General features: G+C 68.7%; 25 protein-coding genes. 10 read left to right on the top strand and 15 right to left on the bottom strand.

What is annotated here, in order from left to right:
- Position 1 precedes the first annotated feature (1 nt).
- The 3 genes from ED92_RS22155 to ED92_RS22145 form a co-directional block, all read right to left on the bottom strand.
- Positions 2-481, bottom strand: coding sequence for a pyridoxamine 5'-phosphate oxidase family protein (locus ED92_RS22155; protein ID WP_037341604.1), 480 nt, complete (start codon positions 479-481; stop codon positions 2-4).
- A 100-nt stretch (positions 482-581) separates the two neighbouring features.
- Complete coding sequence (locus ED92_RS22150) at positions 582-1,013, bottom strand: nitroreductase family deazaflavin-dependent oxidoreductase (protein WP_037341601.1); 432 nt, start codon at positions 1,011-1,013, stop codon at positions 582-584.
- A 10-nt stretch (positions 1,014-1,023) separates the two neighbouring features.
- A complete protein-coding gene (locus ED92_RS22145; protein ID WP_037341598.1) occupies positions 1,024-1,806 on the bottom strand; it encodes a TetR/AcrR family transcriptional regulator in 783 nt (260 codons plus the stop codon).
- A 78-nt stretch (positions 1,807-1,884) separates the two neighbouring features.
- Between ED92_RS22145 and ED92_RS22140 the strand changes: the two genes are divergently transcribed.
- A complete protein-coding gene (locus ED92_RS22140) occupies positions 1,885-4,146 on the top strand; it encodes an excinuclease ABC subunit UvrA (RefSeq protein WP_037341596.1) in 2,262 nt (753 codons plus the stop codon).
- A 67-nt stretch (positions 4,147-4,213) separates the two neighbouring features.
- On the opposite strand, the gene ED92_RS22135 is transcribed toward ED92_RS22140, so the two are convergent.
- Positions 4,214-5,068: a hypothetical protein gene (locus ED92_RS22135; RefSeq protein ID WP_037342531.1), complete on the bottom strand. Its 855-nt coding sequence runs from the start codon at positions 5,066-5,068 to the stop codon at positions 4,214-4,216.
- A gap of 138 nt (positions 5,069-5,206) precedes the next feature.
- Here ED92_RS22135 and ED92_RS22130 point away from each other — a divergent pair, with 138 nt between their 5' ends.
- The 4 genes from ED92_RS22130 (at position 5,207) to ED92_RS22115 (ending at position 8,479) form a co-directional block, all read left to right on the top strand.
- Positions 5,207-6,340: a metallophosphoesterase gene (locus ED92_RS22130; RefSeq protein ID WP_037341595.1), complete on the top strand. Its 1,134-nt coding sequence runs from the start codon at positions 5,207-5,209 to the stop codon at positions 6,338-6,340.
- Between the two features lie 123 nt (positions 6,341-6,463).
- Positions 6,464-7,108 carry a DUF998 domain-containing protein gene (locus tag ED92_RS22125; RefSeq protein ID WP_037341592.1) on the top strand — a complete coding sequence of 215 codons (645 nt, stop codon included), beginning with the start codon at positions 6,464-6,466 and terminating at the stop codon, positions 7,106-7,108.
- Positions 7,109-7,131: 23 nt separating this feature from the next.
- Positions 7,132-7,929, top strand: a complete 798-nt coding sequence (locus tag ED92_RS22120; RefSeq protein ID WP_037341590.1) for an alpha/beta fold hydrolase — start codon at positions 7,132-7,134, stop codon at positions 7,927-7,929.
- Positions 7,930-7,942: 13 nt separating this feature from the next.
- Positions 7,943-8,479 (top strand): O-acetyl-ADP-ribose deacetylase, encoded by a 537-nt coding sequence (locus tag ED92_RS22115; RefSeq protein WP_037341587.1) that lies wholly within the window; start codon positions 7,943-7,945, stop codon positions 8,477-8,479.
- A 51-nt stretch (positions 8,480-8,530) separates the two neighbouring features.
- On the opposite strand, the gene ED92_RS22110 is transcribed toward ED92_RS22115, so the two are convergent.
- Genes ED92_RS22110 through ED92_RS22100 form a run of 3 tightly spaced genes read right to left on the bottom strand, consistent with a single transcriptional unit; the run spans position 8,531 to position 12,402 of the window.
- Positions 8,531-9,514, bottom strand: a complete 984-nt coding sequence (locus ED92_RS22110; RefSeq protein WP_037341586.1) for a PD40 domain-containing protein — start codon at positions 9,512-9,514, stop codon at positions 8,531-8,533.
- Positions 9,511-10,755 carry an MFS transporter gene (locus tag ED92_RS22105; protein ID WP_037341585.1) on the bottom strand — a complete coding sequence of 415 codons (1,245 nt, stop codon included), beginning with the start codon at positions 10,753-10,755 and terminating at the stop codon, positions 9,511-9,513. Before ED92_RS22105 ends, ED92_RS22110 begins: the two co-directional genes overlap by 4 nt.
- Before the next feature lie 60 nt (positions 10,756-10,815).
- Positions 10,816-12,402 (bottom strand): discoidin domain-containing protein, encoded by a 1,587-nt coding sequence (locus ED92_RS22100; protein WP_162836895.1) that lies wholly within the window; start codon positions 12,400-12,402, stop codon positions 10,816-10,818.
- Between the two features lie 148 nt (positions 12,403-12,550).
- On the opposite strand from ED92_RS22100, the gene ED92_RS22095 reads away from it, so the two are divergent.
- Entirely contained in the window at positions 12,551-13,195 is a 645-nt protein-coding gene (locus tag ED92_RS22095; RefSeq protein WP_037341584.1) for an HAD-IA family hydrolase, read from the top strand.
- A 115-nt stretch (positions 13,196-13,310) separates the two neighbouring features.
- Here ED92_RS22095 and ED92_RS22090 read toward each other — a convergent pair whose 3' ends face one another.
- Positions 13,311-13,778, bottom strand: a complete 468-nt coding sequence (locus ED92_RS22090; protein ID WP_037341583.1) for an NUDIX domain-containing protein — start codon at positions 13,776-13,778, stop codon at positions 13,311-13,313.
- Between the two features lie 141 nt (positions 13,779-13,919).
- Here ED92_RS22090 and ED92_RS22085 point away from each other — a divergent pair, with 141 nt between their 5' ends.
- Both ED92_RS22085 and ED92_RS22080 read left to right on the top strand, forming a co-directional pair.
- Complete coding sequence (locus ED92_RS22085) at positions 13,920-14,357, top strand: DoxX family protein (protein WP_037341582.1); 438 nt, start codon at positions 13,920-13,922, stop codon at positions 14,355-14,357.
- A 196-nt stretch (positions 14,358-14,553) separates the two neighbouring features.
- The gene (locus tag ED92_RS22080; RefSeq protein WP_037341579.1) at positions 14,554-14,979 is read left to right on the top strand and encodes a DoxX family protein; all 426 of its coding nucleotides are present in this window, start codon (positions 14,554-14,556) and stop codon (positions 14,977-14,979) included.
- Positions 14,980-15,065: 86 nt separating this feature from the next.
- Here ED92_RS22080 and ED92_RS22075 read toward each other — a convergent pair whose 3' ends face one another.
- The 7 genes from ED92_RS22075 to ED92_RS22045 all read right to left on the bottom strand — a co-directional run bounded on the left by ED92_RS22075 (position 15,066) and on the right by ED92_RS22045 (position 21,716).
- Complete coding sequence (locus tag ED92_RS22075) at positions 15,066-15,671, bottom strand: ATP/GTP-binding protein (protein WP_026466899.1); 606 nt, start codon at positions 15,669-15,671, stop codon at positions 15,066-15,068.
- The gene (locus ED92_RS22070; protein ID WP_016336739.1) at positions 15,652-16,023 is read right to left on the bottom strand and encodes a DUF742 domain-containing protein; all 372 of its coding nucleotides are present in this window, start codon (positions 16,021-16,023) and stop codon (positions 15,652-15,654) included. Before ED92_RS22070 ends, ED92_RS22075 begins: the two co-directional genes overlap by 20 nt.
- Entirely contained in the window at positions 16,020-16,430 is a 411-nt protein-coding gene (locus ED92_RS22065; RefSeq protein ID WP_037341577.1) for a roadblock/LC7 domain-containing protein, read from the bottom strand. Before ED92_RS22065 ends, ED92_RS22070 begins: the two co-directional genes overlap by 4 nt.
- Complete coding sequence (locus ED92_RS22060) at positions 16,431-18,938, bottom strand: nitrate- and nitrite sensing domain-containing protein (RefSeq protein WP_037341575.1); 2,508 nt, start codon at positions 18,936-18,938, stop codon at positions 16,431-16,433.
- Positions 18,939-19,311: 373 nt separating this feature from the next.
- Positions 19,312-19,662, bottom strand: a complete 351-nt coding sequence (locus ED92_RS22055) for a hypothetical protein (RefSeq protein ID WP_037341573.1) — start codon at positions 19,660-19,662, stop codon at positions 19,312-19,314.
- A gap of 241 nt (positions 19,663-19,903) precedes the next feature.
- Positions 19,904-21,085: a kynureninase gene (locus ED92_RS22050; RefSeq protein WP_037341570.1), complete on the bottom strand. Its 1,182-nt coding sequence runs from the start codon at positions 21,083-21,085 to the stop codon at positions 19,904-19,906.
- Positions 21,069-21,716 carry a hypothetical protein gene (locus ED92_RS22045; RefSeq protein WP_037341568.1) on the bottom strand — a complete coding sequence of 216 codons (648 nt, stop codon included), beginning with the start codon at positions 21,714-21,716 and terminating at the stop codon, positions 21,069-21,071. The genes ED92_RS22050 and ED92_RS22045 overlap by 17 nt, the downstream gene beginning before the upstream one ends.
- Positions 21,717-21,865: 149 nt before the next feature.
- On the opposite strand from ED92_RS22045, the gene ED92_RS22040 reads away from it, so the two are divergent.
- Positions 21,866-23,731: a long-chain fatty acid--CoA ligase gene (locus ED92_RS22040; RefSeq protein ID WP_037341566.1), complete on the top strand. Its 1,866-nt coding sequence runs from the start codon at positions 21,866-21,868 to the stop codon at positions 23,729-23,731.
- Positions 23,732-23,854: 123 nt separating this feature from the next.
- Positions 23,855-24,511, top strand: coding sequence for a maleylpyruvate isomerase N-terminal domain-containing protein (locus tag ED92_RS22035; protein WP_037341565.1), 657 nt, complete (start codon positions 23,855-23,857; stop codon positions 24,509-24,511).
- Positions 24,512-24,602 lie beyond the last annotated feature (91 nt).

Here is a 24,602-nt window from a genome sequence, read left to right as displayed (position 1 = left end):
GTCAGGAATGACAAACGCGCCCGGATCGCTCATCTGGTGCGTCGATCACGGACAGTGCTTCGTTACTGCAAGCGCCGAGGATCCTTCGACCGGTTACCGACTCGATGGGGATCCGGAGATACCGGGAGTCCGTCCGGCCGGTCCAGCAGCCCAGCGGCAAGGTCTCGAGTTCGGCGATCACCAGGGGGTCGCGCACCTCGGAGGCGCGGCCGACGACGGTGACGAACCAGCCCGTCCCCAGGTCCTTGGCGAACTCGTCGACGGCGAACGCCACCACACTGTCGAGTATCCCGGCGAACAGCGCGCTCTGTGACGGCGTCCGCACCACGATCGCGCCGTGGTGCAGCGCGAACCGCGCCGGCTGGATGGCGGGCATGGCCCGGGAGGTGAACACCACCCGGCCGAGCCCGGCCCGCGCGAGCAGCGCCAGGCACTGCTCGCGATCGAGCGTTTCGAGACCCAAGGAGTCGGACATCGGCATCCCCGCGTTCTCGTAGTTCCTCTGCGTCGAGGTCCACGGTCCCCGGCTTACCGACTCGCCGGTAGGGCCGATGGACCCGGCCCGTGCGGGGGATGCCGGGCTACGCCTTGGGCGAGAGCAGGACGACGGGGATCTCCCGGTCGGTCTTGGTCTGGTACTGCGCGTAGTTCTTGAAGTCCGCGGTGATCTTCGGCCACAGGCGGGCACGCAGATCGGCGTCGGCGACGCTCGCGACCATCGGCTTCGGGGCCTCGCCCTTCAGCGTGACCTGGACGTCGGGGTTGTCGCGGAGGTTGAGGAACCACGCCGGGTGCTGGTCGTCGCCACCGCGGGAGGCGACGATGACGTACGCGTCGCCCTCGCGCAGCGGCGAGGTCAGCAGGACGGTGCGCGGCTGGCCGGATTTGCGGCCGATGGTGGTCAGTTCCAGCACGGTCATCCCGGCGACCTGCCAGCCGGCGCGGCCGCCGCTGACCTTCTGGATGACGCGGTGGACGGCGTTCATGGTCTTCAAGGCGAAATCGGAGGGCATGCGGAGAAGGCTACTCCGCTTTGGTCGCGACTTCGATTCCGTCCAGCAGGACGGACAGCGAGAACTCGAAGGCCTCCCTCGCCTCCTGCTCCAGGTAGGACACCGTTTCGTCCTCCATGCGGAACGCCTGCTCGGCCTCCATCCAGGTCAGCGTCGGGAATCGCTCGGCGAAGTCCGGCGAGACCTCCTTCAGATGCGCGGACCTCGCGTGCCACCAATCGTCGTCGGACTGCCCTGTCACCTTTTCGGCGAGCCTGGCCTCCGAAGCCGTCCTTGCGGGCTCGCGCACGCACGAGTACAGCGCGCTGACCAGCCGTCGCAGCGCCGCCGGGCGCAACCCGGTCCGGCGCAGGATCTTCACCAGCGCCTCCAGCACGACGTACTCGTTCGGCCCGAGCACCGGCCGCGCCTGCGAGACCTGCAGGACCCAGGGGTGCCGCAGGTAGAAGTCCCAGAGACCCTCGGCCCAGCGCGCGGCGTCCGCACGCCAGCCGTCTCCGTCGTAAACGACCGGGACCTCGGCGAGCGCCTTGTCGTACATGAGATCGACCAGTTCGCTCTTGCTCGGGACATAGGTGTAGAGCGCCATGGCCGTCCGGCCGAGCCTGTCCCCGACCGCGCGCATCGAGAGGCCCGCCATACCTTCCGCGTCCGCGATGGCGATGGCGGTGTCGACGATCAGCTCCACCGAAAGCCCCGGTTTGGGCCCGGGCCGCTCGGCGTCCGGCGGCTCGGTCCGCCACAGCAGTGCCATCGACCGCCGGGGGTCCCCCTGCGCCGCGTAGACGACCACTTGCCAACTCCTTACAGCATAAACTAACCTCTGCTACCCTCACTTTACAGGCTAAAGAGTTCCAACCAGGGGAGAGCCATGCCTTCGGCCGCCGACAGCCACGACATGATCCAGGTGCGCGGAGCCAGAGAGAACAACCTCGCCGACGTCTCGGTCGACATCCCCAAACGCCGCCTCACCGTTTTCACCGGTGTCTCGGGGTCGGGGAAGTCGTCCTTGGTGTTCGGCACCATCGCCGCCGAGTCGCAGCGACTGATCAACGAGACCTACACCGCGTTCATCCAGTCCTTCATGGCCCCGGTCGGACGGCCGGACGTGGACGCGCTGCGGAACCTGAGCGCCGCGATCGTCGTCGACCAGGAGCGGATGGGGGCCAACTCCCGCTCCACGGTCGGCACCGCGACCGACGCGCACACCATGCTGCGGATCGTCTTCAGCAGGCTGGGACAGCCGCATATCGGGACGTCGGGAGCGTTCAGCTTCAACCTTCCCGAGGGGATGTGCCCCGAATGCGAGGGGCTGGGGAAGGTGTCCAGCATCGACATCGACCAGCTCGTCGACAAAGAGCTTTCGCTCGACGAAGGGGCGATCACCGTCCCGAACTTCGCGCCCGGCAGCTGGTACTGGAAGGGACTGGCGGAGTCCGGCTTCGTCGACCCCGCGGTCAAGCTGAAGGACTACACCCCGCAGCAGTGGGAAGACTTCATGCACAAACCCGCCACCAAGATGAAGCTCGGCGGGTTGAACACCACCTACGAGGGCCTGCTGGTGAAGGTGCAGCGGCTGTTCCTGTCGAAGGACAAGGAAGCGACGCAGCCGCACATCCGGGCCTTCGTGGACAGGGCGATCACGTTCCGGCGATGCCCGGCGTGCGACGGCGCGCGGCTCAACCAAGCGGCGCTGTCCTCGAAGATCGAGGGGCTGAACATCGCCGACTGCTCGTCGATGCAGATCAACGATCTCGCCGATTTCCTCCGCAAGATCGACGATCCGTCGGTGGGCCCGCTGATGCAGACCCTGCGCGGCACCCTCGACTCGCTCGTCGAGATCGGCCTCGGCTACCTCAGCCTCGATCGCGAATCCGGGACGCTTTCGGGCGGTGAGGCGCAGCGCGTGAAGATGGTGCGGCACCTGGGTTCCAGCCTCACCGACGTCACCTACGTGTTCGACGAGCCAACCGTCGGGCTGCACCCGCACGACATCCAGCGGATGAACGGTCTCCTGCTCCTGTTGAAGGACAAGGGGAACACGGTGCTCGTCGTCGAGCACAAACCGGAGACCATCGAGATCGCCGACCACGTCGTCGACCTCGGCCCCGGCGCGGGCCCGAACGGCGGGCAGATCTGCTACACCGGCGACGTCGCCGGACTGCGGGCGTCCGGCACGCTGACCGGACGGCACCTCGACCACCGTGCCCGGCTGCGCACGGACGTCCGCGCGGCTCGCGGGCAGATCGAGATCCGCAACGCCACCCGGCACAACCTGCGCGGTGTCGACGTCGACATCCCGCTGGGCGTGCTGACCGTGGTCACCGGGGTCGCCGGTTCGGGCAAGAGCTCGCTCATCCACGGTTCACTGTCCACAAGGGACGACGTGGTGGTACTCGACCAGTCGGCCATCCGCGGCTCGCGGCGCAGCAATCCGGCGACCTACACCGGTCTGCTCGACCCGATCCGCACCGCGTTCGCCAAGGCCAACGGCGTCAAGGCGGCCCTGTTCAGCGCGAACTCCGAAGGCGCGTGCCCGAAATGCAAGGGCATCGGGCTGATCTACACCGACCTGGCGATGATGGCCGGGGTGGCGACGGTCTGCGAGGAATGCGAGGGCAAGCGGTTCACCGCCGAGGTCCTGACCTACAAACTGCGGGGCAAGGACATCAGCGAGGTACTCGCCATGCCCGTCGCCGAGGCGCGCGAGTTCTTCCCGTCGGGGCAGGCGCGGACGATCCTGGACCGGCTTTCCGACGTCGGCCTCGGCTACCTCGGGCTCGGGCAACCGCTCACCACGCTGTCCGGCGGGGAGCGGCAGCGGATCAAACTCGCCATCCGGATGGCGGAGAAGTCGGCGACCTACGTCCTCGACGAGCCGACCACCGGCCTGCACCTCGCCGACGTCGACCAGTTGCTGGGCCTGCTCGACCGGCTCGTCGACGACGGGAACACGGTGGTGGTCATCGAGCACCACCAGGCCGTGATGGCGCACGCGGACTGGATCGTCGACCTCGGGCCGGGCGCGGGTTCGGACGGGGGCCAGGTGGTGTTCACCGGGACTCCGGCCGATCTGGTCGCTTCGGGTGACACGCTCACGGCGCGGCACCTTCGCACCTACGTGGGCCGATAGCGCTTCCCTCCACCTGCGAGTGTCATGAAAGGGCCGTTCAGGACAAAAGATGTCCTGAACGGCCCTTTCATGACATCCGGGACCGACGCCGAACCGCTTCACGACCGGCCACCGCACCGACAATCCCCAGCACCGCCAAAGCCACTCCCGAAGTCACCATCTCCACCGGCGAAGCCGCCAGCGGCGAAACCCCGGTCACCGACTCCAGCCCCACCACCGCGGTCAGCACCGAGTAGGCACCGATCGCCGCCCACACCAGCCGCACGCGCCGCCGTTCCGTCCAGTCCGCGAACCGCAGCAGCCAGGCGAGCCCCGGCACGATGAGGATCGCGTGCATCGCCACCGCGTGCAGCGGCTTCAGCGCGCCGGCGGTGGTGTACGCGAGCTGCGGATTCCCGCCCCGCGCCTCGACGACGCCGCTCGCGATCATCGCCGCGCCCGCGCCCAGCGCCACCAGCAGCGCGACGAGCCCGAACCGCACCGCGAGCCGCATGCTCGCGGTCGTCTCTCCCTCGCCGCGCATCGCCGCGGCCGTGAAGGTCACCGCTGTCAGGATGATGACGCCGCCGCCCGCCGCGAGCGTCGTCGACACGGCGTTGTCGAAGCCGGTCTCGAAGTTGAAGTGCGACGGCACCCCGCGCCAGGCCTGCATGCTGACCAGCACCGTCTCCACGACACTCGCCCCCGTGAACACGCCGAGCAGCGTGTTCCGCACGCGTGGCCGCACCGCGACGTACGACGTCGCCCAGGCGACGGTGACCAACGTCAGCCCGAACGACAGGCCGAACGTGACCGCCTTCCGCATCGACAGCGGCCCGGTCCACGAACCGCCGGACGCGATCAGCACGACCGCGTGCACCAGACCGCTGAGGAACAGGAGCGCTCCGGTCGCGTAGGCGACACGTTCGATCGTCCGCATCATGCCGTCGAGTGTCTTCCGCGGCGACACGGAAAGCGTCGGCCGTGAAGCGACACCGCGCGTACGTCCGTCTACGTACCTGAGACGCCCCTCAGCGAAAACGGCGGTAGAGACCAATGGGCTGTTAGTCTGGCCGTCATCATGCCCCGCATCCTTGTCCGCGTCGCCGCGTTGATCGCCGTCCTCGCCCTCCTGTTCGGTGTGCCGTGGTGGACGATCATCGGCTCCCCCGAACTCCCGGCCGCGCTCGAAGTCCTCGGAACCATCGTGTTCGCGGTCGCGGCCGTCGCCGTGCCCGCGTGCATGGTCCTCGGCCACGGCCCGTGGCAGCGCGACCTCGCCGCGAAGATCGGCGACCTCTCCCTCGGGCTGATCTGGCTGCTGTTCTCGTTGTCCGTACTCGGGAACGTGCTGCGGCTGATCCTCGCCGTGTCCGGAGTGGACGGTGCGGCGGGCATCGTGTCCGGCGTCGTGCTGGTGGTCTTCGCGGCGCTGGCGGCGTACGGGATGGTCGAGGCCCGGCGCGTACCGAGGCTCAAGGAACTCGACGTCGTGCTCCCCCGCCTCGGCGCCGGACTCGACGGCCTCCGCTTCGCGATCATCACCGACACGCATTTCGGCCCGCTGAACCGGACGAAGTGGTCGGAGAAGGTCGTCGAAGTGGTGAACGAACTCGACGCCGACGTCGTCGCCCACGCGGGTGACCTCGCGGACGGTTCCGTCGCCCAGCGACGTGAGCAGGTCGCGCCGCTCGGGAAGGTGCGGGCGAAACTCGGCAAGTTCTACATCACCGGCAACCACGAGTACTTCGGCGAGGCGCAGGCCTGGCTCGACCATATGCGCGACCTCGGCTGGGAGCCGCTGCACAATCGGCATCTGCCCGTCCACCAGGGCGGCGACACACTGGTCTTCGCCGGGATCGACGACCCGACCGGCGCCGCCTCCGGCCTGCCCGGCCACGGCCCCGACCTCCCCGCCGCGCTCGACGGCGTCGCCGCGAGCACCCCGGTCGTCCTGCTCGCCCACCAGCCGAAGCAGGTCAAGCAGGCCGCCGAGGCGGGTATCGACCTGCAGATCTCCGGGCACACCCACGGCGGCCAGATCTGGCCGTTCCATCTCCTGGTCCGGCTCGATCAGCCCGTGCTGGCCGGTCTTTCGCGCCACGGCGAGCGCACGCAGCTCTACACGAGCCGCGGCACCGGCTTCTGGGGACCGCCCCTGCGCGTCTTCGCGCCGAGCGAGATCACCCTCCTGACCTTGCGAAACGGCAAGTAGCCACCCCGTTGCGACACCTCTCGGTGTCCCATCGGCATCACCGACAAATTTTTTTGTCTTGACAACTGAGGCTTTCGGAGCGAGAGTTGTGCCAACGCACCCCGCCCCGAAAGGCAGAACCCGATGACCATCACCGCCACCCGGACCCACGTCGCGCTTCCCGCCCGCGCCCTGCTCGCCTGCGGCGCCGTCTCGGGTCCGCTGTACTTCCTGACCTCGCTCACCCAGGCCGCCGTGCGCGACGGCTTCGACCTGACGAAGCACCCGGCGAGCATGCTGAGCAACGGCGACGCCGGCTGGATCCAGGTGACGAACTTCCTGGTCACCGGGGCCCTGATGATCGCGGGAGCGGTCGGCCTGAGCCGGACGCTCGAACCGGGCAGAGGCAGCACGTGGGGGCCACGGCTGCTGGGCGTCTTCGGCGTGAGCCTGCTCTTCGCCGCGGTCTTCAAGGCCGACCCGGGCAACGGCTTCCCGGCCGGTTCCGGTCCCGCCACCATCAGCACCGCGGGCATCCTGCACATGGCCGCCGGCTCGGTCGGTTTCCTCTCGCTGATCGTCGCGACCTTCGTGTTCGCGAGCCGCTTCTCCCGTGAGGGCCACCGCGGCTGGGCCGTCTACTCCCGCGCCACCGGCATCGCGTTCTTCGCCGCCTTCGCCACGATGAGCTCCGGCAACGCGAACGCCGTCGTGATGCTCGCCTTCTGGGCCGCCGTGATGCTGGCCTGGGGCTGGGTCACCGCCGTCATCCTCCGCACCACCCGCTGAACGACTACAGGAGAATTCCCGCCATGAGCACCGTGACCTCGCAAGACGGCACCACCATCGCCTACACCCGCACCGGCTCCGGCCCCGCCGTCATCCTGGTCGACGGCGCGATGTGCCATCGCGAGTTCGGCCCGGCCAAGCCGCTGGCCGCCGAACTGGCCGCGCACTTCACCGTCTACACCTACGACCGCCGCGGCCGCGGCGAGAGCGGCGACACCGCGCCGTTCTCCGTCGCCCGCGAAGTCGAGGACATCGCGGCACTGATCAAGGAAGCGGGCGGGACGGCCCACGTCTACGGGATCTCGTCCGGCGCCGCGCTCGCCCTCGAAGCCGCGAAGGCCGGGCTGCCGATCACGAAACTGGCGGTCTACGAATTCCCGCTGGTCGTCGACGACACGCGCCCGCCGGTCCCGGCCGACTACGACGAGCGGCTGGAGAAGGCCATCGCCGCCGGAAAGCCTGGCACCGCGATCAAGACCTTCATGCGGGAAGGCGTCCGCGTCCCGGCGCCGGTCGTCTTCATGATGCAGTTCATGCCCGCGTGGCCGAAGCTCAAGAAGGTCGCGCCGACCCTGCGCTACGACGCCGCGCTGTTCGACGGTCTGCACGACGGCACCCCGCTGCCCGAAGGCCGCTGGGCGAGCGTTTCCGTGCCGACGCTGGTCATGGACGGCAGCAAGAGCCCTGCGTGGGTCCGCAACGGTGTCGCCGCGCTGGCGAAGGCGGTCCCCGGCGCCGAGCACCGCACGATCGAGGGCCAGACGCATATGCTCAAGCCGAAGGCCGTTGCCCCAATCCTGATCGAGTACTTCACCGACTGACGGAGCGATCACGATGATCGAACTGGTCGAAGGCGACATCACCGAACAACAGGTCGACGTCGTGGTCAACGCCGCGAACTCGTCACTGCTCGGCGGCGGCGGGGTGGACGGCGCGATCCACCGCCGCGGCGGGCCGGAGATCCTCACCGAATGCCGGGCCCTGCGCGCGGGCCACTACGGCAAGGGGCTGAAGACCGGAGAGGCGGTCGCCACCACGGCGGGCCGCCTCCCGGCGCGCTGGGTGGTGCACACCGTCGGGCCGGTGTGGTCCGATTCCGAAGACCGTTCGGCACTGCTGGCGGCGTGCCACCGCAACTCGCTGCACGTCGCCGCCGACCTCGGCGCGCACACCGTGGCGTTCCCCGCGATCTCCACCGGGATCTACCGGTGGCCCGTCGAGTCCGCGGCGGAAATCGCCCTCGAGACCGTGACGAACACGCTCGCCGCCGGGTCTTGTTCGGTGGAACTGGTGCGGTTCGTGCTCTTCGGGACGGCCGCCTACGACGTGTTCCGGGAGCAGGCGGACGCGATGGGCCTGGGTGGGTCGTGAGTGGCGTTTCGGGTTAGAACCCGAAACGCCACTCACGACCCACTTGACCCACTACACACCGGCAGGTGAAGCGGCCTGCGCGACCAGCTCCCGTGGCGCCCCGCTCCCATCCGCGGGCACCGACCAGACCGCCGAGTCCACGCCGTACGCCACGGTCCGGTCGTCCAGCCAAGCCGCCTGGTCGTCCACGCTCCGCGTCTCGGCCAGCATGGTCTCCTTGCCAGAGGCCAGATCGAGGACGGCCAGCCGCCACGGCGCCGCGAGATCGGCGGAGACCTTCTTCTTGAAGGCGATCCGCTTCGCGTCCGGCGAGAGCGACGGGCATTCGACGTTCTCCCGGATCATCCTCGCGACGAGCTTCTCGTAGTCCGCCTCGACCAGGTACGTCTTCCCCTTCGTCCCCACGGTCGCGTAGAACTTCTTGCCGTCGGGCGCGAAGGTGATCCCCCAGTAGTTCACGTCGGACGAGTAGTACGGCTTGCCGTCGAGGAGGAGCCCCATCTCCTCGATGCTCTTCGTCAGTTTCCCGGTGGTCAGGTTGAAGATCCCCGCCCTGGTCGAAAACCCGGTCTCCGCATAGGAATCCCCGTTGACGAACAGCGTCCAGTAGGCGAGCTTCCCGTCCGGCGAGACCCGGCCGCGGCTGGGGGTGCCGGGCAGTTCGATCCGGCGGATCTCCTTGAGGTCCTTGTCCAGCACGATGACGTCGGTCATCGGCGGCAGCACCCCCGGCTGCGCGGCCAGGCACAGCGCAGTCCCCGCCGAAGCGGCGAACCGGTCGCAACTGAGGCCGGACACCTTCCGGGGTTCACCGGGACGGTCGGCCGGAACGGTGGCGAGATGGCCGAAGTCGGGGCCTTCGGCGGTGTTGCGGAACAGCAGTTGTCCCTTGCCCTGCACCGAAACCGGCTGCCCGGTCACGACGGCGACCGAGTTGACGGCCGGCCCGCGGTCCCGGGAGAGGACGCCGTAGCCGACGGCCGCCGCGATCAGGACGACGACCGCCGCCGCCACTCCCAGGATCCGCGCCCTCATGCGTAGGTCCGCAACGGACGGAGGACGGCGGCCGCCACGACCACCACGGCCAGCGCGCCCGCGGCGACCAGGACCGCGGCGTGCAGATCCCAGGTGGTCCAGGCGAGTCCGAAAAGGACGGACGCGAGCATCCGTGTCGTCGCCTGCCCGGTCTGCACCAGCGCCAGCCCGCTCGCCCGCTGGTGTTCGGGCAGCAGCGGGCCGGCCGCGGCCATCAGGACACCGTCGGTGGCCGCGTAGAAGACACCGTGCAGCACCAGCGCCAGCACCGCGAGGATGCCGCCGTCCACCGGGCCGAGCAGCGCCAGCAGCGCGACGACCAGTGCGACGTGCCCGCCGAGGAACACCTTCCAGCGGCCGATCCGGTCCGAAAGCCTGCCGAACGGAACGGCGAGCAACAGGTACACCCCCGCGGTTCCCAGCGGCAGCAAGGGAAAGAAGACCGCGCCGAGTTCCCAGCGGCGCTGCAGCACGAGGTAGAGGAACGAGTCGCTGAGGGTGACCAGGCCCAGCAGCGCCGCCCAGACGCAGATCCGCCGGAACGACGCCTGCCGGATCAGGCCCGCCGTCTCCCGCAAGGAGACCTTGGTCCGCTCGGCTCGCGGCTTCGGCTGGTGGTCCTTGACCAGCACCACCAGGATGATCACACCGATCGCGGCGATGCAGAAGCTCGTGAAGAACACCGAGTCGTAGCTGCCCAGGCTGAGCCAGAGCACGGCCATCGCGACCAGCGGGCCGAGGAACGCGCCGAAGGTGTCCATCGCGCGGTGCACACCGAACGCGCGGCCGAGGTGTTCGGGATCGCTGCTCAAGGTGATCAGCGCGTCGCGCGGGGCGGTCCGGACACCTTTGCCGGTGCGGTCGGCCGCGAGCACGGCGCCGATCGCGACGGTGGACGAACCCGCCAGCATCAGGCCGATCTTGCCCAGCGCCGAGAGCCCGTAACCGAAGCAGGCGACCGCCTTGAGCTTCTGCCAGCGGTCCGCGAGATGGCCGCCGACGAGCCGGACGACGGCGGTGACACCGGAATAGAGGCCGTCGAGCACACCGAACTGCAGCGGGCTCAGGCCGAGACCGAGGACGAGGTAGAGCGGGAGGACCGCGGTCACCATCTCCGACGAGATGTCGGTGACGAGGCTGACCAGGCCGAGCGCGACGACGTTCCCGGTGACGGCCCGTTTGACGCCGCTCTTCGGGACATCCGCCGCGGCGTCCGATCCCCTACTGGTGGCGATGTACATGGGAGACCTCCAGCGCCGGAAGGAGGTGCCGCGCCGCGACGCGGCACCTCCTCACGGGAATCAGTGGCAGGTGTAGGTGGGAGAGGAGTCGATCGTCTTGCCGTCGAGACCGATCAGCTGGGTCGAGAAGGCGTTGTCCGACATGTTCAGCTTGAGCACGCCGTAGGTCGAGATCGCCTTCGCGGTGGCCGGGTGTTCGGTCTTGACCGGGTAGAGGGTCGCCCCGCCGCCACCGCCGATGATCTGCACCGGACCGGCCGCGTCCTTGTCGCCGTCGGCGTTCTGCGGGTAGAAGCGCTCGTAGTGGTGGTCGTGCCCGTTGAGGACCAGGTCGACCTTGTTCTGGACCATGGTCTCCCAGAGCGTCGCCATCTTGTCGTTGTCGCCGTGGTCACCCGAGGTGTAGCGCGGGTGGTGGTAGTACGCGGCGACGCAGGGCTTGGTGTTGCTCTTCAGGTCCTGCTTGATCCAGTTCAGCTGCTCGTCGCTGATCGCGTTCGCGGCCAGACCGGGCGAGAACTCCGTGCTGTCGATGGCGACGAAGTGCCAGTTGCCCATTTCCCAGCTGTAGTAGGTCTTCCCGTTCGGCGTCGCGATCTTGCCGAAGTACTGCTTGTAGGCGCCCAGCGGGGTGTGGTCGTAGGTCTCGTGGTTGCCGGGGACCGGGTGCATGATGCTCTTGTACTTGCCCCAGGTCTTGTCGAAGTAGCTCGTGAAATCCTCGATGTGGGCGTCGTCGTACTGGTTGTCGCCCATGGTGATCACCGCGGCCGGGTTCATCTGGCCGACCAGCGCGGCGGTCTTCGGGTGGATGCACGAGGACGAGGACGCGGTGCACTGTTCGGCGATGTCACCGGAAGCAGCGAGCACGAACGACGAGCCGCCCGCCTGTGTGGTCGCCTGCACCTGGTTGCTGGCCGCCGAGGTGTTGCCGGCGGCGTCCTTCGCACGGACCGTGTAGGTGTACGCGGTCGACGCGCTCAGCCCGCTGTCGGTGTAGGAAGCGCTTTCACTGGTGCCGACGACCTGACCGTTCCGCAGCACCTCGTAGCCGCTGACGCCGACGTTGTCCGTCGAACCGGTCCACGTCAAGTCCACAGTGGACGCGGTGACCGAACCGGCCTTGAGGTTCGTCGGCGCGGTGGGCGCCTGCGTGTCGCCGGACGAGTCCGACGTTCCGTAAACCTGCATCTCCCAAAGGGAGTAGCCGTAACTGGTGGCGCGTTTGGTACCGACGAGGCGCAGATACCGGCCGCGGCCGGACAGCCCGGTGAGATCGTCGGTCCCGCCGTTGCCGCCGGTGACGGACTTGATCGTGGTCCACGCCGAGCCGTCGTTGGAGACTTCCAGGCGATATGCGCTGGCGTACGCGGCCTCCCAGTTCAGCTTGACCCGGTTGATGGCCGAGGGGCCGCCGAGGTCGATGCGGATGAACTGCGGATCCACGCCTTCGGCGCTCGCCCAGCGGGTGCTCGTCTTGCCGTCGACCGCGAGCGGGCCGCCGTAGGACGACGACTCCACCGAGGAGACGAGGACAGGTTTTCCTTGGGACAAAAGGACATCAGCGGCTTGCGCGTTACCGCTGAGCAGCGTCGGCAACAGGATGGCGGCCGCGCCTAGTGGCAGTAGTCGGGTTCGGGCCTTCACATCGATCTCCCCGGGAATCCTTGGCGGCGGGTTGAGAGGGACGGGTGCGCGGCGTTCACTTCGAGTACACTTGTTCGTTTGGTAAGTTTCCTAACGAATGCGTACGGTAATCCGTACCACTCAGTGAGTCAAGACGTAGACTCGTCCCATGACCGGCGCATTGATCTTCGACTTCGACGGGACGCTGGTCGACACCGAGGCGGCCGTCCTCGTGGCCTGGCAGGAGACCTTCCGCGCCCGCGGCGACGAACTCCCCCTCGACGTCTGGCACACCGTGATCGGCACGCAGAACACCGCCGTCGCGATGTTCGAACTGCTGGAGAAGAACGACGAGAACCTCGACCGGGTCGCGGTCCGCACCGGCGTCCGCGCCAGGGTCACCGAACTGCTGGAAACCGTGGGGCCGCGTCCCGGCGTCGAGGAGTACCTCGCGGACGCGAAGGACCAGGGCCTGCGGCTGGCCATCGCGTCCAGCTCGACCGGCGACTGGGTCACCACCCACCTGAACCGGCTCGGCCTCGCGGACGCGTTCGAGGCCGTGCTCACCGGCGACCTCCACCAGGCGAAGCCGAGCCCGGACCTCTACCTGGCCGCCCTCGCCGCGCTGGACCTGCCCGCTTCCGAGGCGATCGCGTTCGAGGACTCACCGCACGGCGTCACCGCGGCGAAGGCCGCCGGGCTCGAATGCGTCGCCGTGCCGAACGCGATCACCGCGGTGCTGAACTTCGACCACGCCGACCTCGTACTGGGCTCGCTGGCCGACAAACCGCTGGGCGAGCTACTCAGCCGTTGAGGGACGAAGGCCCCCGCCCGTCGTCGGTACAGGTGGTCGTGAGTGGCGTTTCGGGTTCTAACCCGAAACGCCACTCACGACCCACCCAGCCCAAGCGTCACCGGCGCCGGACTGCTCAACCGTCGAGCAGCTCGCCCAGCCGGACGAGGAACGGGCGCTGCCCCTTGAGCAGCTTCTCCTCGGCGTCGGCCAGCCCGAACCAGGCGACCCTGTCGACCTCCGGGAACTCCTGCGTCCGGCCCGACCGCGGCGGCCACTCCATCTCGAAGACACCCGGCACGACCTGAGCCAGGTCGAGGTCGCCCTCCACCGCCCAGACCGTCACGACCTTGCCGCCGGACTGCTTCACCTCGCCGAGCGGGAGGTACTCCCCCTCCGGCGCCGGCAGCCCCAGCTCCTCCTGGAACTCGCGCCGCGCGGCGGCCTCCGGCGTCTCGTCCGGCTCGTACTCGCCCTTGGGCACCGACCAGCCGCCCGCGTCCTTCTTCGCCCAGAACGGCCCGCCCATATGCCCGAGAAGTACCTCGGTCACCTCGCCCGACCTGCGGAAGAGCAGGATCCCGGCACTCGTCTTACCCGCCATGCCGTCCAGTCTGGCCTTGCTCCGACCGGGTGATGTGACCGGCCCGCGAAAAAATTTTCGTCATGGATGTCGATTCGCGTCGATCCCGTCCGACGCGTTGTCAGAAGCCGCCCGACAGACACTCCCGGAAGGACCGGAACCATGACGCAGACCATCACCCCCGCCAAGACCTCCACCGCCACCACCTCGCGTGCCGCCAAGGCTCAGGGCGCGATCCAGTCGGCCGTCCGGATCGTCGTCTCGTTCCTCTTCCTCTGCCACGGTTTGCAGGGATTCGGCTTCTTCGGTGGCGTCGACGGCGCGGGCGGCTCGGTCGAGCTCGGTTCCTGGCCCGGCTGGTACGGCAGCGTGATCGAGGTCGTCGGCGCCGCGCTGGTGCTGGTGGGTCTGTTCACCCGGCCGGTCGCGGTGCTCCTCTCCGGCGTCATGGCCTACGCCTACTTCACCGTGCACGCGCCGGAAGGGCTGCTGCCGCTGCAGAACATGGGCGAGCTGTCGACCCTCTACTGCTGGATCTTCCTCCTGATCGCCGCGATCGGCCCGGGCACCTACGCCCTCGACACCCTGCGCCGCCGCTGAACGGGAATCGCGAGGCCCCTTTCCTGGATTGATTCCAGGAAAGGGGCCTTTTTATCGCGTACCTGTCGATTCGCTGTCAATAAATGAGGGCATAACATGGAATTACCCCCCGAAAGAAAGTTCCCTACCGACGGGGGTATCCGGCATCCTCAATCGCATCAATGGTTTAGACCACCTTGAGCCGGAAGGATGCGTCATGACCCAGACAGCCGCCGCCACGACCACCGAGGTTGGCCCGATCGCTCCGAAGTGGCAGGGACTGGCCCTCTCCGTGGTCCGCGTCGTGGTCTCGTTCCTCTTCCTCTGCCACGGTCTGCAGAAGATGGGCCTGTTCGACAAGGCCGCCGTACCGGTCGGCACCTGGCCGGGCTGGTACGCCGGGGTGATCGAAACGGTCGGTTCGCTGCTCGTCCTGGCGGGTCTGTTCACCCGCCCGGTCGCGATCCTGCTCTCGGGCACGATGGCGTACGCGTACTTCGTCGTCCACCAGCCCGACGCGCTGCTTCCGTTGCAGAACAAGGGCGAAACGGCCGCGCTGTACTCCTGGATCTTCCTGCTGTTCGCGGTGGTGGGGCCGGGCACCTACGCGCTCGACACGTGGCGCCGCCGCCGCAAGTCCTGAAGACCCGCCTCGGATGACATGAAGGACGCTTTCATTGCAAATTTTGCGATGAAAGCGTCCTTCATTGCACCAACGACAGAAGAGCGTCAGCGGCCCTGCGGCAACCCGGCGGCCAAGTCCGAAAGCGCCAGCACGTGCTCCATCAGCACGGTCAGCACCTGCTTCGTCGACTCGCGTTCCCGCGCGTCGCACAGCAGCAGCGGGACGTCCATGCCGACGTCGAGCGCCTGCCGGACCTCCTCGGTGCCGTAGCGGTACGCGTTGTCGAAGCAGTTGACGGCGACGACGAACGGCAGCCCGCGGCGCTCGAAGAAGTCGACGGCCGCGAAGCAGCTGTCGAGCCGCCGGGTGTCGGCGAGCACGACGGCGCCGAGCGCGCCTTCGGCCAGCTCGTCCCACATGAACCAGAACCGGTCCTGACCGGGCGTGCCGAACAGGTACAGGATCAGCTCGGGGTTGATGGTGATGCGGCCGAAGTCCAGCGCCACCGTGGTGGTCGTCTTCTTCTCGACACCGGTGAGGTCGTCGACGCCCTCGGACGCCGCGGTGATGACCTCCTCGGTGCGCAGCGGGGGAACCTCGCTGACCGAACCGACCATCGTGGTCTTACCGACCCCGAACCCGCCGGCGATGAGGACCTTGACCGCGTTCGCGGTCAAGGATCGCCGGGGCTCAGAGTTTCCGGATGCCATCAAGAACCGCCTGGAGTACGTGTTTGTTGGGGGTGTCGGTGACCGGGGTCGCGGTGCGGAACAGCACGAGGTTCTGTTCGATGAGGTCGCTCAGCAGCACCTTCACCACCGGCAACGGCAGATCGATACGCGCGGCGACCTCCGCGACGGACGTCGGTCTCTGGCACAGGTTGAGGATCCGCCCGTACTCCGGCTCGAAGCCCGCGACCTCGTGCGAGGAGCGCATGGCGACCACCAGGGTGATCAGGTCGAGGCCGAGCGTGTCCGAGCGGGTGCGCCCGCCCGTGACGGCGTACGACCGGACCAGCGGGCCGGCCTCCTCCTCGAACCACGACTCGTGCCGCCCGCTCATGGCGAAGTGGGAGTCGCGGCGCGGGGCGCCGAGGTGAGCACCGCGCCGACCCGCTTGACCATCAGGTTCATCTCGTAGGCCACGAGGCCCATGTCCGCGTCCTCCTTGGCCAGCAGCGCGAGGCACGCGCCACGGCCGGCCGCGGTGACGAACAGGAAGGCGTGGTCCATCTCGACCATGGTCTGACGGACGTTGCCGCCGCCGAAGTGCCGTCCCGTGCCCCGCGCGAGGCTCTGGAACGCCGACGCGACCGCGGACAGGTGCTCGCCGTCCTGCTCCGACAGGTTCCCGGACCGTCCGATGAGCAGGCCGTCGGAGGACAGGACTACCGCCCTGTCGGCCCCGCTGACACGCTTGACCAGGTCATCCAGCAACCAGTCGAGTTCACTGACTCCCGCGTTGGCCATCTAGTCACGATCTCCGTACATGTCGAGGTCGGTGTAGTCGTCGGTGGGTTCGGTGTCCCGGGCGCGGCGCGTGCCCTGCTGGAACGCGGCGAGCCGGTTCCTGGCCAGCTCGGGGGTGTCCTCGCGGACGTCCTCGCGCTGGGCGGCGGGCCGGTCCTCCATCAGCTGGGGGACCAGGTTCGCCTGACGACGGCGCTGCGGCAGCGGTGGCCTGCCGGGCGCCTCGGGGCCGGGCCGCCGGGTCTGCGGCGGACGGCCGTCCTGGGGCCGGGTGTCCGCGGGCGGCCACGCCGGCGGCTGCACCGGCTGCGGACAAGCCTCGGCACGCGCGGGTTCCGGGCGGATCGGCTCGGGCCGCGGCGTCTCCGGCCGGGGCACGCGCGGCGGGCGCGGGGGCAGCGGCGGCAAAACGCCTCCGGACTGCTCCGGCCCCGGCTGAGCCTGGGGCTGGGGCTGCGGCGCGACCGGCATCGGCACGGGCAGCTCTGGCCGCTCCGCGGGGAACTCGGTGCGGTGGCGGGCACGACGGCCCGGAAGCAGCGGCGCGGCCTCCGGCACCTCGGTGCTCTCGGGGTCCACCTCGTCCTCCGGCTCATCAGACGGGACCGGCGCGAGCAGGTCGGTGCGGACGAGCACGATGGCCCTGGTGCCGCCGTACGCGGATTCGCGCAGGTGCACGGAGATCCCGTGCCGTGCGGCGAGGCGCGCGACCACGAACAGGCCCAGCCGTGGCTCGGCTGACAACGCCATGATGCCGAAGTCCGGCGGATCGGCCAACATCGCGTTCAGCTCGGCGGCCTGCTCGGGCTCGATACCCAGGCCCTGGTCCTCGACCTCGATCACGACACCCTTGCCGACCACGTTGCCCCGCAGCTCGACGCGCGACTGCGGCGGCGAGAACGAGGTCGCGTTGTCGATCAGCTCCGCGAGCAGGTGCACGAGGTCGCCGACGACCGGGCCCTGCACCGCCATCGCGGGCATCTTCGCCGTCTTCACCCTGGCGAAGTCCTCGGTCTCGGCCGAGGCGCCGCGGGTCAGCTCGGCGAGCGTCACCGGCTTGCGCCACTGACGGCCGGGCTGGCCGCCACCGAGGATGATCAGGTTCTCGGCGTTGCGGCGGGCGCGGGTGGAGAGGTGGTCCAGCTGGAAGAGCGTGTCCAGCTGCTCCGGGTCCTCCTGCTTGCGCTCGGCCTGGTCGAGCACCTTGAGCTGGCGGTGCACGATGACCTGGCTGCGGTGCGCGATGTTGAGGAACACCGTCTTGGTGCCTTCACGGGTCCTCGCCTCTTCGACGGCGGCCGCGATGGCGGTCTGCTGCGCCTTGTTGAAGGCCTCGGCGACCTGGCCGATCTCGTCGTCGCCGTGGTCGAGGAAGTGACCCTTGTCGTCGAGGTCGACGGGTTCGCCCGCGCGCACCCGGTCCACCAGTTCCGGCAGCCGGATCTCGGCGACGTCGAGGGTGTCCTCGCGCAGCCGGGCCAGCCGTCCGATGAGCCGGTTCGACAGCCGCAGGGCGATGACGAACACGCCGATCGCCACCAGCAGCGCGATGGCCGCGGCGATGGCCGACGTGATCAGCGTCCGGTCGGCGTCGTCGACCGCCTGCGTCGTGGCCGTACCACTCTGCTCGACGAAGCCGCGCATCATCGCGTCGCTGACGCCGCGCGCGGCCTGCAGCCACGTCTGCTCGGGGATGGGGAGCGTGGCCTTGCTGTTCTGCAGGAAGGTGTTCTCGACCGTGTTGACGGCCTTCCACGGATCGCTCGCGACGAGCTGGTCGAACTTCGCCTTGACGTCCGGGAGCATCCGCGAGACCGACGATTCCAGCTGAGAGCGGTAGGAACCGACCTCCGTGACGTACGCGCGGTAGGTCTCGTCGGTGAAGCCGCCGCCCGCGACGGCCGCGGCGGCGAGGGCGTTCGCGCGCTGCATCTGGTCGATCGCGGTGAACAGCGGGACCGCCGTGATCCGCTGATACGCGTTCTCGGCGTTCGGCGCGTCCTGGGCCAGCCCGGTCAGACCGTCGACGAACTGGTCGAGGATCTGGTTGTAGAAGGTGAAGGCGTCCAGCAGCGGAAGCTGGCCGGAGTCGGCCGACTGCCGGATCTGCGGCATCTTCTGGAGGAGCCCGTTCAGCGTGGCGATGTTGCGCTGCACGCTGTCGGGCGAGTCCCCGATGAACTTCTGCAGATGTGCGGCGACACCCTGGGCGGCGGCGTCGGTCTTGGCGCGCTGCTCGGTGAGCGTGGCGTGCTGCGACCGGTCGCCGGCGAGCTCGCGCAGCGCCAGGCGCCGCTCTTCCTGTACTTGGACGAAGAAGGGGAGAGAAGGGGCTTCCGAGTCACGGATTCGCTGCGCGTAGTCACGGCCATTGACCGCGTCGAAGATCAGGTACCCGCCGATCGCCAGACCGACCAGCATCAGCGCGATGCTCGGAATGAGCGCGATCGTCAGAACGCGCGAACGAATCGAAGAGCCGCGGCCTCGTCCAAGGGAAATCTGCTTCACCGTGGTCCGTTTTCCTTCCGGCAGTTATTGGTGTCGGGTCGCCGGGGATCTCATACCCGCGGGATCCGATAGCCGGATCAACACAGCGTGGTCCGCTCCGCCCGCGAAGACGCTAGGAGACCCAAACGGGTGAGTCAAGTCCGGACGCGAAGGGTAGTCGCATATGGCCGTGACCTGCTGACAAGAGGCGGACGGACCAGGAAAGTCCACCACGTGGGACGGGGCACCCGGCTAAGTGACCCACCAGTAGATCACCTGGCGGTTTAGCGCAGGCAGGGGCTTGATCGGCACTCTTCGGACACGATCAAGTCACACCTCACGGCGTCCGTGTCCCGGCGAAAAAGTCGACGAAAACTACTCGCCGTGACGTCGCTCACGCTTTCGGACCAGGGCTCCACATACCGTTCGGTTTGCGAACGACATCACCACGGAGGAACGCCGTCGTAACACCCTTCGCGCCACGGAATCCAGAATTGCCGACGCTTATCACCGGGGATTCGGCGAAATGATCTTCCTCGGTGCGGCCGAGCTCGTCGTCGATGAGCGCCTCGACCCGTCCGGACGCCTCCCGCAGCATCCGGACGCCCGCCCAGCACAGGGTCGCCACCCCGCAGATCAGGATCGCGACGAGAACCGTCTCCACCGGGTACCGGGAGCCGAATTCGTTGAGCAGAAAACCGGAGGCGACACCGAACACGGCGACGACGACATAGGCGAACGACATGATCCCCTCCTTCTCCAGGCGCCGTGGCCCGCGCCTCACGAGTGAGACGGGCGGCGCGGGTTTTCCTTACGCCACAGGGGAAGGATCTACGTCACACTCGCGGCGAGAGCGAATGTCGAGATTAACAGCGGATTCGCGAAAGATCGCCCGTTCTCCCCCACCGGGGCGAGGCGATCACCTATTTGCCACCCATTTCCGAATGCGGTTCACCATTTTCACCACACCGGGTGTCACTCCGCGCTCAGCCGCGGAGCTCCCGCAGCGTCGTGACGGCGCGGAGCACCTCGCCGTACGTGGTGTAGAGCGGCGCGAGCCCGAACCTCAGCACATTGGGCGGGCGGAAGTCCCCGATCACCCCGCGGTCGATCAAGGCCGCCATCGTCTCGGCCGCGTCGTCGTCGATCACCGAGATCTGGTGCCCGCGGTCCCGGCCGCGCGGGGTCGGGATCTTCGCGCCCTCGAGGAGCTCGTCCGCGCACCGGAAGAAGAAGTCACCGAGCGCGAGGCCCTTCTCCCGCAGCACGCCGCGGTCCACGCCGTCCCAGACGTCGAGGGCGGCGTCGAGCGCGAGCAGCGAAAGCATGTCGGGCGTGCCCGCGCGGCCACGCTCGATACCGGCGTGCGCCTCGTACGCGCCCCGCATCGCGAACGGGTCCCGGTCGCCGGCCCAGCCCGCCAGCGGCTGGTCGAACCGGTCCAGCCATTTCGCCGCCACGTAAAGGAAAGCGGGCGCACCGGGGCCGCCGTTCAGGAATTTGTAGGTGCAGCCGACGGCGAGGTCCACGCCTGTGGCGTCCAGCTCGACGGGCAGCGCGCCGACGCTGTGGCAGAGGTCCCAGAGCGCCAGCGCCCCGGCGCGGTGCAGTGCCGCGGTCAGCCCGGCCATGTCGTGCGCGCGTCCGGTGACGTAGTCGACGTGGTTGATCAGCGCGACGGCCGTCCGCTCGCTCACCTGGTCGGGCATGTCCTCCGCGACCACCCGGCGCACCGTGCGCCCGGTCAGCCGGGCGGCCTCGTCGGCGATGTAGCCGTCGGTCGGGAAGGTGTCGGTGTCGACGAGGATCTCGTCGCGGCCTGGCTGGAGCCGGGTGGCGGCGACCAGCGCCTTGAACAGGTTCACACTCGTCGAGTCCGCCACGACGACCTGACCCGGCGCCGCGCCCACCAGCGGCGCGATCCGCCCGCCGACCCGCACCGGAGCCTCCCACCAGCCCTCCGACCAGGACCGGATGAGCCGACCGCCCCATTGCTCGCGGACGACCGCGGCGAGCCGACCGGCCACGTGCTTCGGCGGGGCGCCCAGCGAGTTGCCGTCGAAATAGGCCACGCCCGCGTCGAGGTCGAAGTCATTTCGCTTGTGCGCCAAGGGATCGGCCGCGTCCAGCGCCGCGGCCTCGGCTACGAGGTCAGTCACGGCCACCATCGTCGGCGAGTGTGTTCCAGAAGTCCAGTTCGTACGACTGGAAGAGCCGCGCATGCGTCCGAGCGTCCTTTTCGGACAGTTCACCGGCGTCGAGCGCGGCCTGCACGGCACGGACGGCCAGGTCTTCGAGCTCGGGCGACGGCGCGCCGAAGAAGTCGAAGAAGGCGCAGGCCTCGTCGTCGAAGCCGTACCGTTCGCGCATCGCGGCGGCGATCGCGGCGCAGTACCGGCCGAAGGCGGCGAAGTTCGCGACGATCGCCACGATGACGTCCGCCGGTTCGCCGTTGAGCGCCAGCCAGGCGACGAACGCCGGATACGCCTGGCACCCCGCGCGTGGCTCGAAAGCGGGCGATTCCTCCGCGAGCGCAGCCAGCTTGCCGAGCGCCAGCCCCTCGCCCGAAGCCAAGGCCGCGAAGAACTCCCGCGCGTTCCGCTCCCCCGCACGCGAGGCGAGGTGCAGGAAACTGCGCCAGTCGCTGCGGACGATCCGGTACTCCTCCTCGGCGATCGCGGCGAAGACCGCCCGCGGCGCCTCGCCCGCTTCGACCGCCGGGACCAGCCTGTTCTCGCCGTCGCGGGGGGCGAGTTCCGCCTGGACCGCGTCGATCAACTCGCGTGCCGAACCGGTCATCGTCGAGGCTCCTCCTTGTTCGGGGCTGACGCGGTGAAAACGGAAAAGGTGGACATTTCGCGTAGCGCAACCGTGGCCGCGATTCTCTATCCAGCACTGCCGACAGCCCTTACAGTGTGCCTGATCAGGCAGCATCGAGGAGGCCAGCGTTGACCACCCAGCCGACCGTCGCCGAGCAGATCGAAGGCCAGACCATCCCCGCCCTGCTTCACCGCAACGCCCAGGAGTTCGGTGACCTGCCGGCGGTGACGTCACTCGACGTCGAGGGCAAGCCGACCCTCACCTGGGCCGAATTCCGCACCGCCATCGCGGAGGTGTCCCGCGGGCTCGCCGGTCTCGGGCTCGGCGTCCGCGACCGGATGCTGATCATGGCGCCGAGCAGCCCGGAGCACCTGATCGCCGACCTCGCCGCCGCCCATCTCGGCGCGATCCCCTGCACCGCGTACGCGACGCTGAGCCCGGAGCAGATCGGGTTCGTCGCCCGGCACAGCGCCGCCGGCATCGTCGTCCTCGCCGGTGCCGACGAACTCGAACGCTGGTCCCAGGTCCTCGACGACCTGCCCGCGCTTCGGCACGTCGTGCTGCTCGACGCGTCCGTGATTCCCCAGGACGACAAGCGTTTCCTGTCCTTCGCCGACCTTCGCGCGGCGGGCGCCGAAGCGCACGCGGCCGACCCGGAGGCGTTCGAGACGGCGTGGTCCGCGATCACGCCGGACGACCCGCTGTCGATGATCTACACCTCGGGTACCACCGGCGACCCCAAGGGTGTCGTGCTGTCGCACCGCAACGCGATCTACCAGGCCGTCGCCGTCCAGAAGCTGCACGACTCCCCGATGCACGCCACGAACATCGCGTACCTGCCGCTCGCGCATATCGCCGAACGGGAACTGTCGATCTACATGCCGATCGTGTGGGCCGGGCACGTGCACACCGTCGGCGATCCGACGGGCGTCGTCGGCGCGCTGGGCCAGGTGCACCCGAAGAGCTTCTTCGGTGTCCCGCGCGTGTGGGAAAAGATGGTGGCGGGCCTGAAGAACCTGCTCGGCTCGCTGCCGGAGGAGAAGCGGAACGGCCTGATCGGCGCGAACGAACTGCTGCAGCAGGGCTACAAACTGCGCAGCGACGGCAAGGAGGTGCCGCCGGAACTCGCGGAGAAGATCGCGCAGACCGACGCGGCCGCGCTCGCGCCGGTGCGGGCGATGCTGGGCCTCGACCAGATCGAGGTCGCCTCCAGCGGCGCCGCCGCGCTACCGGTGGAGATCCTGTACTTCATCGCCGGGCTCGGCGTCGAGATCCAGGAGGTCTGGGGACTTTCCGAGACCACCGGCGCGGTCACGTCGAACACGCCGACGGCGTTCAAGGCCGGTTCGGTCGGCCGTCCGCTGGAAGGTATCGAGGTGAAGGTCGCCGAAGACGGCGAACTCCTCGTCCGCGGCCCGATCGTGTTCCTCGGCTACCTGCAGGCGGACGGCACGATCAAACCGGACGTCGACGCCGACGGCTGGCTCGCCACCGGCGACATCGGGACGATCGACGAACGCGGTTTCGTCACGATCACCGACCGCAAGAAGGAACTGATCATCACCTCGAGCGGCAAGAACATCGCCCCGACGAAGATCGAAGGGCTGCTCAAGGAACACCCGCTGATCGGGCAGGCCGTCGCGATCGGCGAGAAACGGCCGTACGTCACGGCGCTGATCGTCGTCGACGACGAGATCGCGCCGGGCTGGGCGACCGCGAACGGCATCCAGCTCGCCGATGGCGAATCGCTCGCCGACAACGCCGAGGTCCGCGCGGAGATCGAGAAGGCCGTCGAGGCGGCGAACGCGCGGCTGGCCAGGATCGAGCAGATCAAGCGGTATCACGTGATCCCCAAGGCGTGGACGCCGGAAACCGGCGAAGTGACGCCGACTTTGAAACTGAAGCGGCGGATCATCAACGACCGGTACGCGCCGACCATCGCGGATCTGTACGCGGCCGCCACCCCTGAACCCGCTCCTGCCGCCGGCTCCTGACCTCTCACGCGTGCCAGGAACGGTCCTTTCCTTGCGAAATTTGCAAGGAAAGGACCGTTCATTGCACGCGCACCGGGCCGAAAGGAGTCGCGACCGATCGGCGACCGCTGCTAACTTGCCGCCGTGGATCTCTTTTCCCGATCTTGGGCGGCGCTGCTCGCCGCCGTCGCCGAAACCCCCGACGAAGACTTCGACAAACCGTCCGGTTGCGCCGGCTGGCTGGTGCGGGACCTGGCGTGTCACCTCGTGATCGACGCCCAGGACGTGCTGATCACCCTCGCCACCCCCGCCGACACGGAACCGACGCGCGACGCGGTCACCTACTGGGAGGTCTCCGACGAACCTCCCACCGGTGAGGACGACCTCGACGCGCTGATCGTGCGGCTCGCCGCCGCGTATCAGGAGCCCCGGCTGCTCAAGTTCCACCTCGACGACGTCGGTTCCGCCGCCGGCCGGGCCGCCACCCTCGCCGACCCGGCGACGCGGGTCGCCACCCGCGACATCGTCCTGACCGCGGGCGACTTCCTTTCCGCGTACGTCCTGGAGTGGACGCTGCACCACCTCGACCTGGTCGCGTATCTCCCGCACCTCGACGGCCCCGCCGCCGACGGCCTCGCCGAGACGCGGCGGATCCTGGAGGAGCGGACCGGCGAGAAGTTCCCCGAGTCGTTCTCCGACACCGACGCGCTCCTGGTCGGCACCGGACGCCGCGAAGCGACCGACGCCGAGAAGGCCGCCCTCGGCGATTTGGCCGCGAAGCTGCCCTTCGTCATCGGCTAAACCGGACGACACGCGTGACTGGAGGGCGAACTCGCGTGATCGGGGACGGGACTCGCGTGATTGAAGGCGTTCCGTCTCCGATCACGTGAGT

Origin of the sequence: Amycolatopsis sp. MJM2582 (assembly GCF_000754115.1) — a bacterium.
Lineage (GTDB): Bacteria > Actinomycetota > Actinomycetes > Mycobacteriales > Pseudonocardiaceae > Amycolatopsis > Amycolatopsis japonica.
This window is presented reverse-complemented; position numbering and strand designations above follow the sequence as displayed.